Source organism: Pontibacter sp. JAM-7, assembly GCF_048548695.2.
In the GTDB taxonomy this organism is placed as follows: Bacteria; Pseudomonadota; Gammaproteobacteria; order Pseudomonadales; family Balneatricaceae; genus Neptuniibacter.
On sequence record NZ_JBLYIF020000001.1, the window covers coordinates 500870 to 515376 of the forward strand.

The following is a 14507-nucleotide window of genomic DNA, read 5'->3' on the forward strand; positions in this document are numbered from 1 at the left end:
CATGTCTGCTTGCCTGAGTGACTCTGATACAGAGCTGGACGCGCTGATTGCGCTGTTTCATCAGCTGTTTGCCGATTCCCTGAATACCGTTCTGGTAAAAGGCAGCGATGAGCCTATCTATCTGCCAGCCGATGATAGCCATCCACAGCATCGAATTATCTTTGCCCATGGTTTTTACGCCAGTGCGTTGCATGAAATTGCGCATTGGTGTGTGGCCGGTGAGCAGCGTCGCCAACTACCGGATTATGGGTATTGGTATAAACCGGACGGGCGCAGTGCTGATGAGCAGGCTGAGTTTGAGCGGGTAGAGGTCACCCCTCAGGCGTACGAGTGGATATTGACGATCGCATCCGGCCGCAGCTTTCACTTTAGCGCAGACAATTTAGGTGGTGGTTTTGGCCCCAGTGTGCAGTTTCAGCAGCGAGTACTGGCAAAGGTGACAAACTTGCTGACAGAGGGCTTACCCAGTCGGTTGAACAGCTTGGTCAGCGCGCTTTGCCAGCAAAATGGTCGCAGTCTGCCCTCTGCGGATGAGTTTCACCTCAGCCGTCAGTGATGGGCATGTTTATGCTGTGGTGTCCCCGGCATCTGCACCGGCATCACCAGATTTTTCACACTGCCGTCTGAAAAGTGCAGCGTCATCCCGATCTCGCTGCCGGCAATTAATGGTTGTTGCAAACCGATTAGCATGATGTGGTAGCCACCGGGTTGCAGGCTGACCTGCCCCCCCGCCGGTAGATCAATCGCTGAGATCTGACGCATTCGCATAACACCGTTGTCGTGCTGGTGCTCATGTAACTCAACTGAACCGGTTACGGTTGATTCAGCAGAGGTGAGTTGCAGTGCTGTATCGGTATGGTTGGTTAGCGTGACAAAGGCGGCACTGTTGGTTTGTCCCGGTGGGGTTGCGCGGGCATAGGCATGATTGCTTTCAATTGTTTCAGACGCTTGCAGCAGGCAACTTAAGCTCAGGCAGAGAGCCGTACTCAGCGCAATAAAATGGTGACGTAAAACCATCAATGATCTCCTATAAAAGGGTGGCGACTTTCGCGGCAAGTTGCGTCGGTGAAATGGTATGAGGCAGCGCAGCAACCAATTTTCCCTGAGGGTCAATCAGGTAAAGACGGGACGAATGGTCTACCGCGTAATCCAGCGCTGAATCTTCCAGTTTACTGATTTGGTAATAGGCACCGTACTGTCTGACTACCTGATCAATTTGTTCACGCTCTCCTGTGACACCCTTGAAATCAGGATGAAAAAAGGCGGTATAGTCAGCCAGTTTTTCAGGACTGTCACGTTGCGGGTCAACACTCATAAACAGCGCAGTAACGAGTTTCTGCTTAGGCTCAGGTAAGCGTTGTATAGCTTGTGCGGCGACGGCCAGTGCCGTAGGGCACACATCTGGACAGGACGCGTAACCGATATAAAACATGACGACTTTGCCTTTAAGGTCGCTCAGCGAGAGCGCACCCTGGCTGGACTGCAGGGTGAAGTTGCCACCCAGTTGATCGCCCATGGCAAGCCGTTGCTCAACTGGCTGAGGCCGAAAGTAAAACGCAACAGCGATACCTGCCAGCATAAGGGCAGTCAGTACCAGAAGGTTTCTTAGGGTTTTCATTGTCACCTCGCACTGAATTCAAAGTTGGCCAACGTTTGTTTGTCAGCATGGTGGGCAATCACAGTGGCCTGCCAGCGCATTTCGCCGGTTGTGCAGATTGCCAGTGTTAACTCTCCCTGCCATTGCGCAGGATTGGTTGTTGGGCTGAGTGCCACCTGATGTATGCCCATATACATATCCACTCCCTGTAGATTGAGTGTGACGTTTTGGGCAGGAATATTCTCCAGATTAACCATAATATCCAGAGGCACCATAGACGTTACCGGGCGGGTCAAAATTTCCAGCGCAATGGCCTGTTGGCTATCGCGTGCGGTACAAGCCTGTTGGCTGATATCACAATCAGGGCTGACCGACAGGGGGGTATTGTTGGCCGGCAACCAATGACGACCCAAAAGTAACACCAGTAGCAACCCGCAACATGTTACAGCAAGAGCGATAAGCAGGTGGTATCGGTTGGTTGTCTGCATGTTGATCCTCAGCTACAGGGAGCATTGTAAGCAGTTGCCCGGATAGCCGGAAGCGGCATATTGTCGCATGAAGGCAAATATAAGCCAGCTTTAATAAAGCTTATTGCGAATCATTAGCATTCGTATATAGTAAGTGCGGTTGAACAGAGGTGTTGCTCGCACCTCGACGTCGTATGCATGCTACAGGGCATGCCACGGCTCTTCATACGCTCAAGTACCGACTCACCGCGCCAATAGGCGCGGTTTTTTTAGATAAAAAAGCCACCTTAACGGTGGCTTTTTTGAGTAAGTAACACGAATACGTTTATCAATTATTGCTTGTATGTGGCCAGTAGCCGACGCGTAAACCGCCCCAATGACGATTATTTACAAAGATAGGCACTGACATGTCATGCATGATTTCACCCGTGTCACGTTTGTAGGTTTGCAGCAGCATATTGTCAGTATGGCAACCACAGCGAGCCCCTGTACGATCATTAAATAAACGTTTGCTGCGGCTTTTCACCAGATCAACTTCCGGATCGCCAACGGGTGGATTGGCGAACTGGTTGTTATGGGTAGGCACATAGCCATTTGGATCGGTCACAATGGCGTATACCACAGACTGATCCGCGCTTAGCACCGGCTCCTGAATACTGGGCAAGATTTTATCCGTCAGGTTGTCGTACCGGGTGTGGTATTTCTGGGGGTTGGTACCGTTGATCGGGATATAGTTTCGATCAAACAGATCAGACTCACTCATCTGACCGGATCTGACGGCTTCTTCAAATGCAGCACTGACCTTGTCAGCTGCTGACCGCGCAATGCTATAGAAGGTTTTGTGGTAGTTTTCACCGCTGCCGCTGGCCAGAATAGCGTTGGACTTTTCGGCTGCTTCCATCAGGGCTGCGGCTTGTTGCGCCAAATGCTGCACTTCGTGGTCACTTTCTTCCAATTCATGCCCGACACGGGTCAGTGAGCTGGAAATAATTTCAAGGTTATGACGGTTAGCCTGAGCGCCTTCAGCAATGGTTGAGATCTGTTCTTCGACAATCGAGGACTGGTTGGCGATACCGCCCAGTTGACCACTGATTTGTTCCATGGCCTGAGTGCCATTTTCGACATCGGTGGTCAGGGTATGGATTCGACTAACGACCTGTTCGGTTTCACTGCGAATCTCATCAACGATGGTTTCTACTTCCCCGGTGGCACTGGCAGTGCGTGATGCCAGCTGACGCACTTCATCCGCGACCACAGCAAACCCGCGACCATGATCACCGGCACGAGCGGCCTCAATGGCGGCATTCAGTGCCAGCAGGTTGGTTTGCTCGGCGATCTCTTCAATCACCTGAGTGACGTCCTGAATTTTTTGTGATTTTGCGTTCAGCTGCTCAATCAACGTTAAGGTTTCAGCGGCTTGTGAATTCAGTTCACGAATATCCTGCATGGCCTTGGTTAGGCCGGTTTGGCCAAGGCTGGCAGTGTCTTTGGCTTGGATCGCATTATCGGCAGCGACTTTAGCCTGCTCAGCAGATTGGGTAACAGTGACCATCATTTGTTCAGAGTTCTGAGCAATTTGTGCCACTTCAGTGACTTGGTTGTCCAATTTGGTTTTGAGCTTATCTGCTGTGAACGAAACTTCTGCGGCCGCGATAGCATTAGCATTTGAGCTGGATGCCAGGCGACTGCCCGTTTCATTATGCCCTTTATGCAGTGAGATGAACCCCGTCAGGATTTTGTCCAACACTTTTAGGGATCGGGTGTTACCAGCGTTCAGCTGTGCTGCATCATGATGCAGTAAAGAGAAAAAGGAAGCTTTAATCACCAGAAGTGTAGCGCCTCCTGCTACCAGTGTGCTGATCAGGACAAGCAACACAATTCGCACATCCGCGCTTAGGCTATAGCAAATTCCGGCAGCGATGACAGCGATGGCGATCGCTGGCAAGTAGCTTTTGGAGTACAGGCCCGAGATACTCTCTTTCATATTGTTCTCTACTTTTTATCTTTTTTATCGTTATGTTGATTACCACTAAGGTATATATACCACCTCGCCCAAGTGTGTAAATGATGAGTCGGCTATTTAGTAAAAAAGTTAAGGTATAAACTTAGAAATCGGGAAATTCAAAACCTAATTGTGTTTCGTCACTATCGTAGGGCTGATAGCCCTGATGACGGCAACGCCGGGCTATACGTTTGAGTTCTTGCCGGGCGGCTGGCAGAGAACCGGCAATTTTGTGACGGGCCTGGCTGTTTCCGCTGCAGGTATCTCCCCAGCATCGGGTTATAATCCAGTCACCCATCAGATCCTGATAGATCCAGGTGTGGAGGTATGCCGTATCTTTGCGCCAGCGGTGAACCATTGCGGGATTGTAATGAGTGGTAACCAGAGAGGAGGCGCATTGAGCCTCAAGCGAAAGGATTTGTAAAGACTACGATGACATTGAAAGCCCCTATACGCATCCTGGCGGATGAAAATATGCCGATGATCGACCGCATGTGTGAAGGTCTTGGTGAGGTTGTTTTGCGTCCGGGTCGGCACATAACGCCCGCAGATCTGGTTGATATCGACGCTTTGCTGGTGCGCTCTGTAACCCGGGTGGATGAAGCATTATTGCGTGATAGTCCGGTCAGGTTTGTTGGTACGGCTACCATCGGTACGGACCATCTCGATCTTGAGTATCTGAACCGTGTGGGTATCAGCCATGGCAGTGCCCCGGGCTGCAATGCAGAGGCGGTAGTTGATTACGTCCTCAGTGCAGTTTTCTTGCTTGCCGAGCAGCAGGGCTTTGACCCCTGTCGCTTAACCTGGGGTGTGGTGGGTGTGGGAAATGTCGGTGGGCGGCTGGCCAGTAGGTTGCAGGCCATGGGCTGTCACGTTTTGCTTAATGATCCCCTCCGGGCGAAAAATGAATCAGGTTTTACCTGTCTTGAGAGTGTGTTGTCGGATGCGGATATTGTTTGCCTGCATACGCCTTTAACCCGACAAGGGGATGCGCCGACCTACCATCTTTTTAATGAGTCTCGACTGAAACAGTTGCGACCTGATGCGGTACTGCTAAATGCTGGGAGAGGGCCGGTTATCGACAATGTTGCGCTATTAAACGTTGCGCAACAGCGCCCGGATTTGCAGTTAATTATGGATGTTTGGGAGCATGAACCACAGGTGTCACTGCCCCTGGCGGAACATTGTAAGCTGATATCACCCCACATTGCCGGCTACAGTTTGGATGGCAAGATTCGTGGCAGCTACATGGTGTATCAGGCACTGGCAAAATGTATCGGTGCAACGGAACAGCAGTCTCTGCAAACTTTTTTGCCGGCCACTGCTGCTGGCGCCGTTGCTGTGGAACACCTTAGCCCAGCGCAGGTGATGCGCCAGGTTTATGATCCTGGGGTGGATGACTCCTTGCTGAGAGCAACCTTGACGTCTTGTGCTACCCAGGCTGAGGCGTTTGATCGGTTGCGACGTGAATATCGGGTCAGGCGCGAATTCTCATCCCTGCAAGTGCAAGCGGGTCAACAGTCGAGTCTCTATCAGGCAATGGGTTTCAAACTCGCAGAGCCAACAGATTTACCGTAAGCTTGCGCCTTTATTGTTTTATGAAATAACACATCGGATGCCTCATAGTCTTACATCCCAATCCCTGCGAACACTGGCCGAACTGGACCCGCGCCCGGGTGCTCGGGTTCAGATAGAAACTCGTTCGCCGTCCGGGCGTTACCAGACAACGCTCATTGGAATGCGTGAAAGTGCCAGCCTGATAGTTGCTGCACCTCGCTCGGGTCTGGCCATTAATGAAGGGGCTCGCCTGACTGCACGCCTGATGAGTGGTAACTTTATTGCGGCATTCAGTAGTCGTTTGCTGAAAATTGCCGCCCAGCCATATGGTTACTGGCATCTGGAATACCCACAACAGGTTGAGGTACGCCGCCTGCGACGCCATACCCGGGTGCCGGTCAATTTGGTGATTTCGGTAGATCCCTACGAAGAGCAAACGACACCACAGATGCACTGGCCTGTAACCGGCTATTGCAATGATCTCAGTGTAAAAGGCGCTTCAGTATCAACACCCACGGCGCTGGGCAAGGTGAATGACCGTTTACTGCTGACTTTCAGACTTAGGGTCAGTGATATCGATCAAGTGATTCTGATCGCTGCTCAAATCAGAAATTTACAGCCGCAATCGGGCAGTGTTTCCAGCGTTGTGCAGCATGGCCTGGAGTTTGTTGATCTGGATGAAGATACCCGCCTGATGCTGACAGCGTTTGTGTACCAGCAGTTTCTGCTGGAGACAGGGCACCTGGATATCCTGAATACAGAGGAGGCCTAGGCATGTTTCGGTTGGGGTTGATCATCAATCCGTTGGCGGGACTGGGTGGCAGTGTTGCATTAAAAGGCAGTGATGGGGCCGATACAGCCGTGTTAGCTAAACGCCTGGGCGCTGAGCCTAAAGCCGGTTTGCGCACCTTGCAAGCGTTGCAAGTTCTGCAGAATATGCCTGTGCAAATTGTTACCTATCCTGGCGAAATGGGTGCCGACATTGCCAGTGAAGCAGGTTTTGAGCCGGAAATCGTCGGCAGCATCAGTAGTGACGCTACCCGGCCGGCAGATACCTGCAATGCAGTTCGTGACCTGTACCAGGCGGGCATCGATCTGTTGTTGTTTGCTGGTGGCGATGGTACTGCACGGGACATTTGTGACGTATTGCCGGAAGGTGTGCCGGTACTGGGTATTCCTGCCGGGGTCAAAATCCACTCAGGTGTTTATGCACTGACTCCCAAAGCAGCAGGGGATTTGGTGGCACTGCTGGTGCGCGGTGATCTGGTAACGCTTGAAGATCAAGAAGTGCGCGATCTCGATGAAGAGGCGTTTCGTCAGGGGCAGGTAAGGGCGCGGTTTTACGGCGAAATGCAGGTGCCGGCAGAGCACCGTTTCTTACAGCATGTAAAAAACAGTGGCCGGGAGGATGAGGCCTTGGTGCTGGACGATATAGCCGCGGATGTCATCGAACGCATGGAACCCGGCACCTGCTATATCATGGGGTCTGGTTCAACTGTCGCGGCAGTGATGGAGCAGTTGGGTCTGCCGAATACCTTATTGGGTGTTGATCTGGTGCGTGATGGAGAGTTGTTGGCTGCAGATTGCACAGCAGCACAATTATTGAGCCTGACAGAAGGCCAGTCTTGTGCGCTTATTATCACGCTGATTGGCGGGCAGGGGCATATTATTGGCCGTGGCAACCAGCAACTATCGCCTGAGTTAATTAAGCGTATTGGCCGGCAGAATATCCATATTATTGCCACTAAAACCAAGTTGAGTGCGCTGGAAGGGCGGCCATTGATCGTCGATAGTGGCGATCCGGAAGCGAACCAGATGCTGGCAGGGGTATTGCCAGTGATTACGGGTTATCGTGATGCAGTGCTTTATCGGGTAGCCGATTACTGAAGCCTTTCCTATGCTGAACAGAGTCACTTCGGTTTTGGAGGTGCTCTGTGTTTCGTTATTTATTGTGTTTTATATGTGGTTTATTACCACCTGGCAGCCGGCAACAACCTGATGGTGTGTTTAAACTGTGTCGGCCATCAGAGCGGCAAGTTCGTAAGCAGCAAGCATGTTGGATAAGGGTTTGTCATTTATGGTTATCGGCACTTATCTCTGTTGTAGTCATACCCGTTCCCGCTTTTGGTATAGCGGTGGTGCTGTTTACAACGTTTCTATCGTTTAGTGTGCTGGATGAATCAGGCTAACAAGCGATATTAAAAAAGGGCCCTGATGGGCCCTTTTTTTTCAGACCTGCTGGCGCAGGGCGGCAATACGTTTTTCCAGCGGCGGGTGGCTCGACATCAATTCCATTAAACCGCCTTTAAGGTGGCTGCTGATGCCAAATGCTGTCAGTTGTCCCGGCATCTGGTCCGGCATGCCATATTCGGCCTGCAGGCGTTGCAGGGCAGCAATCATTGCGTGATTACTGGAAAGGTGGGCGCCTGCGGCGTCGGCACGGAATTCGCGGTAACGGGAGAACCATGCCACGACAAATGACGCCAAGATGCCGAAGATAATTTCAAATACGAATACCGTAATGTAGTAACCGATACCCGTACCGGCCTGATTATTACTGCGCATCATGTTGTCGACGAAATAGCCCACAACCCGGGCAAAGAACATGACAAAAGTGTTCACCACGCCCTGAACCAGTGACAGTGTGACCATGTCACCATTGGCCACGTGACCAATCTCATGGGCCATGACGGCACGAACTTCTTCAGGGCGAAATCGCTGCAGCAAACCAAGACTGACTGCGACCAACGCATCATTTTTGTTCCAGCCAGTGGCAAAGGCGTTGGCTTGCTGAGCCGGGAAAATTCCGACTTGTGGCATTTTAATACCGGCTTTTTCAGCCAGTTCAGCGACGGTGTCCAGCAACCATTTTTCATCGGCATTACTGGGTTGTTCGATGATTTTGGTGCGGGTGGACATTTTAGCCATGGTTTTCGAAAGCAGCAGTGAAATCAGAGAGCCGGCAAAGCCGAACACTGCGCAGAATACCAGCAGGTTGCCAAGATCCAGGCCGGAGCCGGAGATATAGTGATTAACCCCGAGTAAATTCAGGGTAATGCTGGCCACAATCAGCACAGCGATATTGGTGAGCAGGAAAAGGCCGATACGCATCATAAGACTTCAATGTCCCTTAAGTTAAATCTGTCAATTAGATGAGGGTAGAGGGTTTAAGTTTCAAGTAGGCAACTATCGACTAATCGACGTTTTACGTCTGGCCTAGGTGGATTAAGCTTTCTATAATCGTCGGTTTTATCCAGTGAGTAGAGAGTGCTTTGAAAAGCATAGTGATGTCGCAGGTAACAGCTCAGTTGGCGTTGGCCCAGGGCGAAGTGCGTCGTTTGTTTCATGGCCGCTCTGGTTTATATCCGGGACTGGAAGCACTGGTGATTGACTGGTTTCCTCCGGTGGCCGTGATTCGCCTGTATCAACCGCTGCCTGCCGAACTTGTCGCAGATCTCTCTCAGGCACTCGAGTCAGAGCCGGGGGTCAATGCATTGGTACTTCAGGAACGTTTTGTTACCGGTGGGCCGCGTGATAGGGTGTTGTCCGGGACGGTGCCTGAGCGCCTTACCGTGACCGAAAACGGATTACAGTATGAAGTCAGGTTGTTGGGTAAACAGAATGCCGGGTTGTTTCTGGATATGCGTGAAGGCCGGAGCTGGGTACGTGAGCATGCTGCCGGTAAGCGTATCTTAAATTTGTTTGCTTATACTTGTGGTTTTTCGGTGGCAGCATTGTCAGGCGGGGCACGAGCGGTAGTGAATCTGGATATGTCGTCATCGGCACTCAACACCGGGCGCACTAATCATCGGTTAAATGGTCAGTCACTGGATCAAGTGAAGTTTATGGCGCATGATCTGTTTCGCTCCTGGGGTAAGGTGAAAAAATTTGGACCTTATGATCTGGTAGTCATGGATCCACCGAGTTTTCAAAAAGGCAGTTTTGTGGCGAGCAAAGATTATCAGCGGGTGATGCAACGCCTGGATGGCTTAACGACGGATAACGCTAAGGTGTTGGCCTGCCATAATGATCCGCAACATGATTGTGCGTTTTTGCAGCAACTGATGCTGCGTCATAGTCCGCAGTTCGCGTTTGAGCAGCGATTAGCCAATCCGGCTGATTTTCCTGAGCCTAACTCTGAACAGGGGTTGAAAGCTCTGGTGTATGCAAAATCGATATCTGATAAGGGAGAGTGTCGCGCATGGACCTAATCTGTATCGATCTGGAAGCCAGTGGTTTAAGCACTGATTCATACCCCATTGAGGTAGCCTGGAAAAATGCCATTACCGGGCAGTCGGATAATTTTCTGATTAACCCTGAATCTGCTGCTGATTGGGATCATTGGGATGAGTTTGCAGAAGAGGTGCATGGCATCGACCGGGAATTACTTTGCCTTGATGGGGTGGATATCTACACTGCCTGTGAGAAATTACGGGCATTGGCTGGCAAGCGTGTCATCAGTGATGCCGTGCAGTTTGATCACTTTTGGCTTAGCCGTTTGTATGCAGCAGCAGAAGAGACTATGCCCTTCCGGCTGGTGGGTTTAGAAGAGTTGTTGAATGAGAAACAGCTGGTTGCTTACAGTGTTTTGACCAAGGGCCAGCATCGCAGGCACAGGGCGAAACAGGATGTGGATGATATTCTGGCGAATATCACGCTGTTACTGGAAAATGGTACCGCCTGAACAGTCGTGCTCAGGCGGTCTGAGCCTTTTACTGGTTTAACACCAGGGCTTCGATCTGCTGGCGTATGATTTCATACTGCCCCATCTCTTCCGGCAGAAAATACAGCTTGTAGAAACAGCGATCAGCCATATTGGCTTTCTGGTCATTGACGGTTTCTTTATACGTGCTGTGCAGGTACGACATCTGTAAGTGAATCACACGGGTATGTACCGGGATTGTGAGCTCGTGATGTTCCAGATCCAGCCGCTTCTTCTCTTCCTTAATTGTGTAAAAAGAGACTTCGCCTACCTGGTTGAGGTTAATCAGGAAGTTCGATGTTACTGGCACCAAATGGCGCTTTTCCAGACCGTTCTGTTCCAACAGGATGCCGCAGTTTTTACGGATTTTGATAAACATTTAAGACACTCTACTTATTCGTTATTTGTAGTACGCTTACACTATACTCCTTTTTTATGACAAAAAGGAGACATTGGCCTGTGTTTTTGTAAAAAAACTACAGGCCGTGTAGTGCAGTGTCTATGGCTGTTATTGTTCGTAGCTTTTCAGGAACTGGCCAATGCGCTCAATGGCTTCACGCAGTTCATCTTCCCGAGGCAGGAATACCAGTCTGAAGTGCTGGGTGTCTGGCAGGTTGAAACCGCTACCCTGAACAATTAAGACTTTCTGTTGTTGTAACAGGTCCAGTGCCAGCTTCTCATCGTTCTTGATCGGATAGACTTCCGGATCGAGTTTCGGAAACAGGTACATGGCACCGTCTGGCTTGGTACAGCTAACGCCTGGGATATCGTTGAGCATCTCCCAGGCAAGATTACGCTGTTCATACAGACGACCACCGGGTGTGATGTACTCATTGATACTTTGATAACCGCCCAGTGCGGTCTGAATCGCATGCTGGGTGGGAACATTAGAGCAGAGCCGCATGCTGGACAGCATATCCAGGCCTTCGATGTAGTCGCGGGCTTTATGTTTTGGCCCGCTGACAATCATCCAGCCGGAGCGGTAACCCGCCGCGCGGTACGTTTTGGACAGGCCGTTAAAGGTGATGCACAGTACATCATCGCCTAGCGATGCCAGCGAGGTATGCTGAGCTTCATCGTAGAGAATCTTGTCGTAGATTTCATCAGCAAACACGATCAGTTTGTGTTCCCGGGCGACATCCATAATCTGTTCCAGCAGGGCAGGTGGGTAGACCGCGCCGGTTGGGTTGTTCGGGTTGATTACGACAATACCGCGGGTGCGCTCGGTAATCTTGCTGCGAATATCTTCAATATCCGGAATCCAGCCTTGGCTTTCATCACAGCGATAATGGACCGGATTACCACCACTCAGGCTCACTGCTGCAGTCCATAATGGATAATCCGGCGCAGGAATCAGCATCTCGTCGGTGTCATTCAGCAGCCCCTGCATCGACATTACGATCAGCTCGGATACACCGTTACCGATGTAGATATCCTCTATGCCAACGTTAGGAATACGTTTTTTCTGGCACTCCTGCATAATGGCTTTACGGGCGGAAAACAAACCTTTGGAATCACAATACCCCTGCGAGTGAGGCAGGTTATAGATCACGTCCTGAACCAGCTCTTCCGGGGCATCAAAGCCCCAGGGCGCGGGATTGCCAATATTCAATTTAAGAATACGGTGTCCCTCTTCCTCGAGACGTTTGGCTTCCTGCAGCACAGGGCCGCGAATGTCATAACAGACGTTGATCAGCTTGTTTGATTTCCGGATAACTGGCATGTTTACCTTCCGTGACCCCCATGATGCTCGCTATTAGTCAGGGGGTGATGGTGACGAATTAAGGCGCATCAAAACGCCGTAAAAAATAGCGCTAAATAATACGCTTTTTACCATGTTAAACATAGCTATCGCCTTAGGGCAGAGAATCTACAGTGGTGTTTGTGGTCATGCTGACGGTTTGCCAAGGGTTGCGTCAGGTATGTTGCTGGCTGTTTAAGTAAAGGTATATGTGATGAAAAGCTTTGACTGGCTCTACCAACATGCATGTGACCGACATGATAAAGCCCTGCTGGAGTCAAGCCTGCCGGTTCCTCTAACGGTTGCCGAATTACAAACTGTACCTGATGACCGCTTGCTCAGTACGCTAAGTCGACGGGTGTTTCGGGCGGGCATTAAACACGCCGTGGTGGATGCGAAATGGCCTGCTTTTGAACAGGCTTTTTTTGGCTTTTCACCCGAGAAAATCAGCTTGATGAGTGATGAGCAGCTGGAACAGCTGATGCAAAATGCCGATCTGATCAGGCACTGGGGCAAAATTAAAGCGACGCGGGTAAATGCTTTGATGGTGGATGACCTGGCGCGTAAACATGGTAGTTTTGCCAGCTTTCTGGCGTACTGGCCGGTGACCGATATCATAGGCTTATGGCGAACGCTGCAAGCTCATGGCCGTCAACTTGGCGGCAACTCAAGTGCTTATTTTCTGCGAATGGCGGGTAAGGATACCTTTATTTTTACTGATGATGTGGTGGCAGCACTCAAAGCGCAGGGAGTGGTGGATAAACGGCCAACATCTAAAGCCGATCTGGCCAGCGTGCAGTCTGCCTTTAATGCCTGGCACGCTGAGTCAGGTCGGCCGATGTGTCAGATCAGCCGTTTGTTGGCTTATACGGTAGGCTAGACCCTGTAATAATCGGGCTTACGGAAATATTACCCGGCCAGGTTCTTTACTGATGACTCTGCATAAAGTCGAGGAGTTGCGGGTCATTTAGGCCGCGTTGCAGGGTCGCTTCCAGCGCCCGGTTGATCAGGTGGGCGTTATCTCCTTCGTTGGGAGTGGTGACAAAACGCTGTTCCTGAGAGGTGGAGTATTGCCCCATGTAATGTTCAGCGCTGTTGTCTAGCCGGATACGCATAGCTGCGGTGACGGTAACGGTTTGACCTGGCCCTTCGGGATTTGCTTTGTAACTTAGCTGAGTCAGTTCCAGCCTGAATTTCATGGCAGAAGGGGCTAAGTTGATACCTGCAGCAATCACCGCATCTTGCAGGCTTTTATTGAGGGTGGCGGCAAGGTCTATAGCGCTAACAGGCACCTGTTGATTACGGCTGTTGAGTCGGTTGCCCAGCTTCTGGCTGCGACGTAAATCGGCGGTTTCCAATTGGATACGAACCCCCGGGGGTAATGCACGGTTAAAGCTGACTTGTGGTTCCGGTTGCACGGTTTGTGCGACGAAGGCAGAGCAGCCACTAAGCATTGCCAGAAAAGTTAAGCTGAGAATAAAGTATGAGCGCATCTGGTTATTCCTGGTCAGGTATAGGGGTTGGCGTCAGGCTGTTTAAGAAATCTGGCAGCGAATCCGACAGTTCCCGTATAGCCGGTTTGCCTGGTGCTTCCAGCAACACGTTGCCGTTTGTATTGTCAAGGCTGATAAACCATTCACTATTGGGCTCTACACAGGCAAAGAACAAGGTCAGTGATGCTTTTGCACGGCGTTTGTTCAGCGCATGGCCTATCAGGTTCTCTCTCAGTCGCTCTAGGTCAGCAGGATTCCAGACCTGCAGCAGAGTGAGCTGGTCTTCGCCCCGACGGGCAGGTAGCGGGTCGGACCAATAGCGGCCGTAGTAGCTGACAATATCTGGGTGAATCGGTTCCTCTAATGCCTCGCTGAGGCGTTGAAACATATCATGCTTTTCCGCCTGTAGCGTCGGCCGCCAGCCGACAGATACGCCATCTGCCGCGTGTTGTTGGTAACAATCGGACAGCCATTCAGCGGAGTAGGGTTGGCGGGGTGCTTCAGGCTGGAGTTGTCGTAGGTCATGCATAAAGCGATCGAGAGCAATTTCGGTAGGTGTCAGGCTCATGGTATTTGAATCTTAAAGTTAAAAAGGCGTTGCAGAGCATACTGTTAAGCCTTTAGTAAAAGCCAGCGGCTGAGCGTGTTGCAAGGTCGATCAACAGGACATTTCGGTACCTATAACTTACTGATTTGTACAAGGATTGTGCAATTTTGCGGGGTTTATGTTTTTTTTTATTTCGGGGTTTGACAAGCGGTCTAAAACACGTAAAATGCGCACTCCGTTTGGGGCGCTTCACTCACAAGTTGGTGCTCAGATTCACGCTCACAAGGCAAGAATCACGGATGTTTCAGCGTAGATCGGTCCATGTGGAGCGGTAGTTCAGTTGGTTAGAATACCTGCCTGTCACGCAGGGGGTCGCGGGTTCGAGTCCCGTCCGTTCCGCC

17 protein-coding genes and 1 tRNA gene are annotated in these 14507 nt (G+C 50.9%); 8 read left to right on the forward strand and 10 right to left on the reverse strand.

Annotated features, from left to right (window positions below):
- Position 1 precedes the first annotated feature (1 nt).
- Complete coding sequence (locus ACFVYJ_RS02180; RefSeq protein ID WP_419414545.1) at positions 2-556, forward strand: elongation factor P hydroxylase; 555 nt, start codon at positions 2-4, stop codon at positions 554-556.
- Here the strand turns inward: ACFVYJ_RS02180 and ACFVYJ_RS02185 are convergent.
- From ACFVYJ_RS02185 to ACFVYJ_RS02205, 5 genes are all read right to left on the reverse strand, one after another.
- Positions 550-1017, reverse strand: coding sequence for a copper chaperone PCu(A)C (locus ACFVYJ_RS02185; protein ID WP_419414546.1), 468 nt, complete (start codon positions 1015-1017; stop codon positions 550-552). The two genes, ACFVYJ_RS02180 and ACFVYJ_RS02185, sit on opposite strands and share 7 nt — an antisense overlap.
- A gap of 10 nt (positions 1018-1027) precedes the next feature.
- Positions 1028-1618: an SCO family protein gene (locus tag ACFVYJ_RS02190; RefSeq protein ID WP_419414547.1), complete on the reverse strand. Its 591-nt coding sequence runs from the start codon at positions 1616-1618 to the stop codon at positions 1028-1030.
- Positions 1619-1620: 2 nt separating this feature from the next.
- A complete protein-coding gene (locus ACFVYJ_RS02195; protein WP_419414548.1) occupies positions 1621-2085 on the reverse strand; it encodes a hypothetical protein in 465 nt (154 codons plus the stop codon).
- Between the two features lie 307 nt (positions 2086-2392).
- A complete protein-coding gene (locus ACFVYJ_RS02200) occupies positions 2393-4048 on the reverse strand; it encodes a methyl-accepting chemotaxis protein (protein WP_419414549.1) in 1656 nt (551 codons plus the stop codon).
- 121 nt (positions 4049-4169) lie between these two features.
- Positions 4170-4424, reverse strand: a complete 255-nt coding sequence (locus ACFVYJ_RS02205; protein WP_419414550.1) for a hypothetical protein — start codon at positions 4422-4424, stop codon at positions 4170-4172.
- Positions 4425-4498: 74 nt separating this feature from the next.
- On the opposite strand from ACFVYJ_RS02205, the gene pdxB reads away from it, so the two are divergent.
- Genes pdxB through ACFVYJ_RS02220 form a run of 3 tightly spaced genes read left to right on the forward strand, consistent with a single transcriptional unit; the run spans position 4499 to position 7510 of the window.
- A complete protein-coding gene (gene pdxB / locus ACFVYJ_RS02210; protein ID WP_419414551.1) occupies positions 4499-5644 on the forward strand; it encodes a 4-phosphoerythronate dehydrogenase PdxB in 1146 nt (381 codons plus the stop codon).
- A gap of 37 nt (positions 5645-5681) precedes the next feature.
- Positions 5682-6395, forward strand: coding sequence for a flagellar brake protein (locus ACFVYJ_RS02215; protein WP_419414552.1), 714 nt, complete (start codon positions 5682-5684; stop codon positions 6393-6395).
- Positions 6396-6397: 2 nt separating this feature from the next.
- On the forward strand, positions 6398-7510 hold the full coding sequence (locus ACFVYJ_RS02220; protein WP_419414553.1) for an ATP-NAD kinase family protein: 1113 nt from the start codon (positions 6398-6400) through the stop codon (positions 7508-7510).
- A gap of 342 nt (positions 7511-7852) precedes the next feature.
- Here ACFVYJ_RS02220 and htpX read toward each other — a convergent pair whose 3' ends face one another.
- Positions 7853-8737, reverse strand: coding sequence for a protease HtpX (htpX, locus tag ACFVYJ_RS02225; protein ID WP_419414554.1), 885 nt, complete (start codon positions 8735-8737; stop codon positions 7853-7855).
- 173 nt (positions 8738-8910) lie between these two features.
- Here htpX and ACFVYJ_RS02230 point away from each other — a divergent pair, with 173 nt between their 5' ends.
- Positions 8911-9834 (forward strand): class I SAM-dependent methyltransferase, encoded by a 924-nt coding sequence (locus ACFVYJ_RS02230; protein ID WP_419414555.1) that lies wholly within the window; start codon positions 8911-8913, stop codon positions 9832-9834.
- Positions 9825-10307, forward strand: coding sequence for a hypothetical protein (locus tag ACFVYJ_RS02235; protein WP_419414556.1), 483 nt, complete (start codon positions 9825-9827; stop codon positions 10305-10307). The genes ACFVYJ_RS02230 and ACFVYJ_RS02235 overlap by 10 nt, the downstream gene beginning before the upstream one ends.
- Positions 10308-10335: 28 nt before the next feature.
- On the opposite strand, the gene ACFVYJ_RS02240 is transcribed toward ACFVYJ_RS02235, so the two are convergent.
- Both ACFVYJ_RS02240 and ACFVYJ_RS02245 read right to left on the reverse strand, forming a co-directional pair.
- Positions 10336-10704 carry a hypothetical protein gene (locus tag ACFVYJ_RS02240; RefSeq protein WP_419414557.1) on the reverse strand — a complete coding sequence of 123 codons (369 nt, stop codon included), beginning with the start codon at positions 10702-10704 and terminating at the stop codon, positions 10336-10338.
- Between the two features lie 129 nt (positions 10705-10833).
- Positions 10834-12048: a pyridoxal phosphate-dependent aminotransferase gene (locus ACFVYJ_RS02245; protein WP_419414558.1), complete on the reverse strand. Its 1215-nt coding sequence runs from the start codon at positions 12046-12048 to the stop codon at positions 10834-10836.
- 232 nt (positions 12049-12280) lie between these two features.
- On the opposite strand from ACFVYJ_RS02245, the gene ACFVYJ_RS02250 reads away from it, so the two are divergent.
- The gene (locus ACFVYJ_RS02250; protein ID WP_419414559.1) at positions 12281-12946 is read left to right on the forward strand and encodes a DNA-3-methyladenine glycosylase I; all 666 of its coding nucleotides are present in this window, start codon (positions 12281-12283) and stop codon (positions 12944-12946) included.
- 46 nt (positions 12947-12992) lie between these two features.
- On the opposite strand, the gene ACFVYJ_RS02255 is transcribed toward ACFVYJ_RS02250, so the two are convergent.
- Together ACFVYJ_RS02255 and ACFVYJ_RS02260 are read right to left on the reverse strand one after the other, a co-directional pair.
- The gene (locus tag ACFVYJ_RS02255; protein WP_419414560.1) at positions 12993-13559 is read right to left on the reverse strand and encodes a YajG family lipoprotein; all 567 of its coding nucleotides are present in this window, start codon (positions 13557-13559) and stop codon (positions 12993-12995) included.
- A gap of 4 nt (positions 13560-13563) precedes the next feature.
- Positions 13564-14127, reverse strand: a complete 564-nt coding sequence (locus ACFVYJ_RS02260; RefSeq protein WP_419414561.1) for a SecY-interacting protein Syd — start codon at positions 14125-14127, stop codon at positions 13564-13566.
- A gap of 304 nt (positions 14128-14431) precedes the next feature.
- Between ACFVYJ_RS02260 and ACFVYJ_RS02265 the strand changes: the two genes are divergently transcribed.
- Positions 14432-14505: transfer RNA gene (locus ACFVYJ_RS02265), tRNA-Asp, on the forward strand.
- Positions 14506-14507 lie beyond the last annotated feature (2 nt).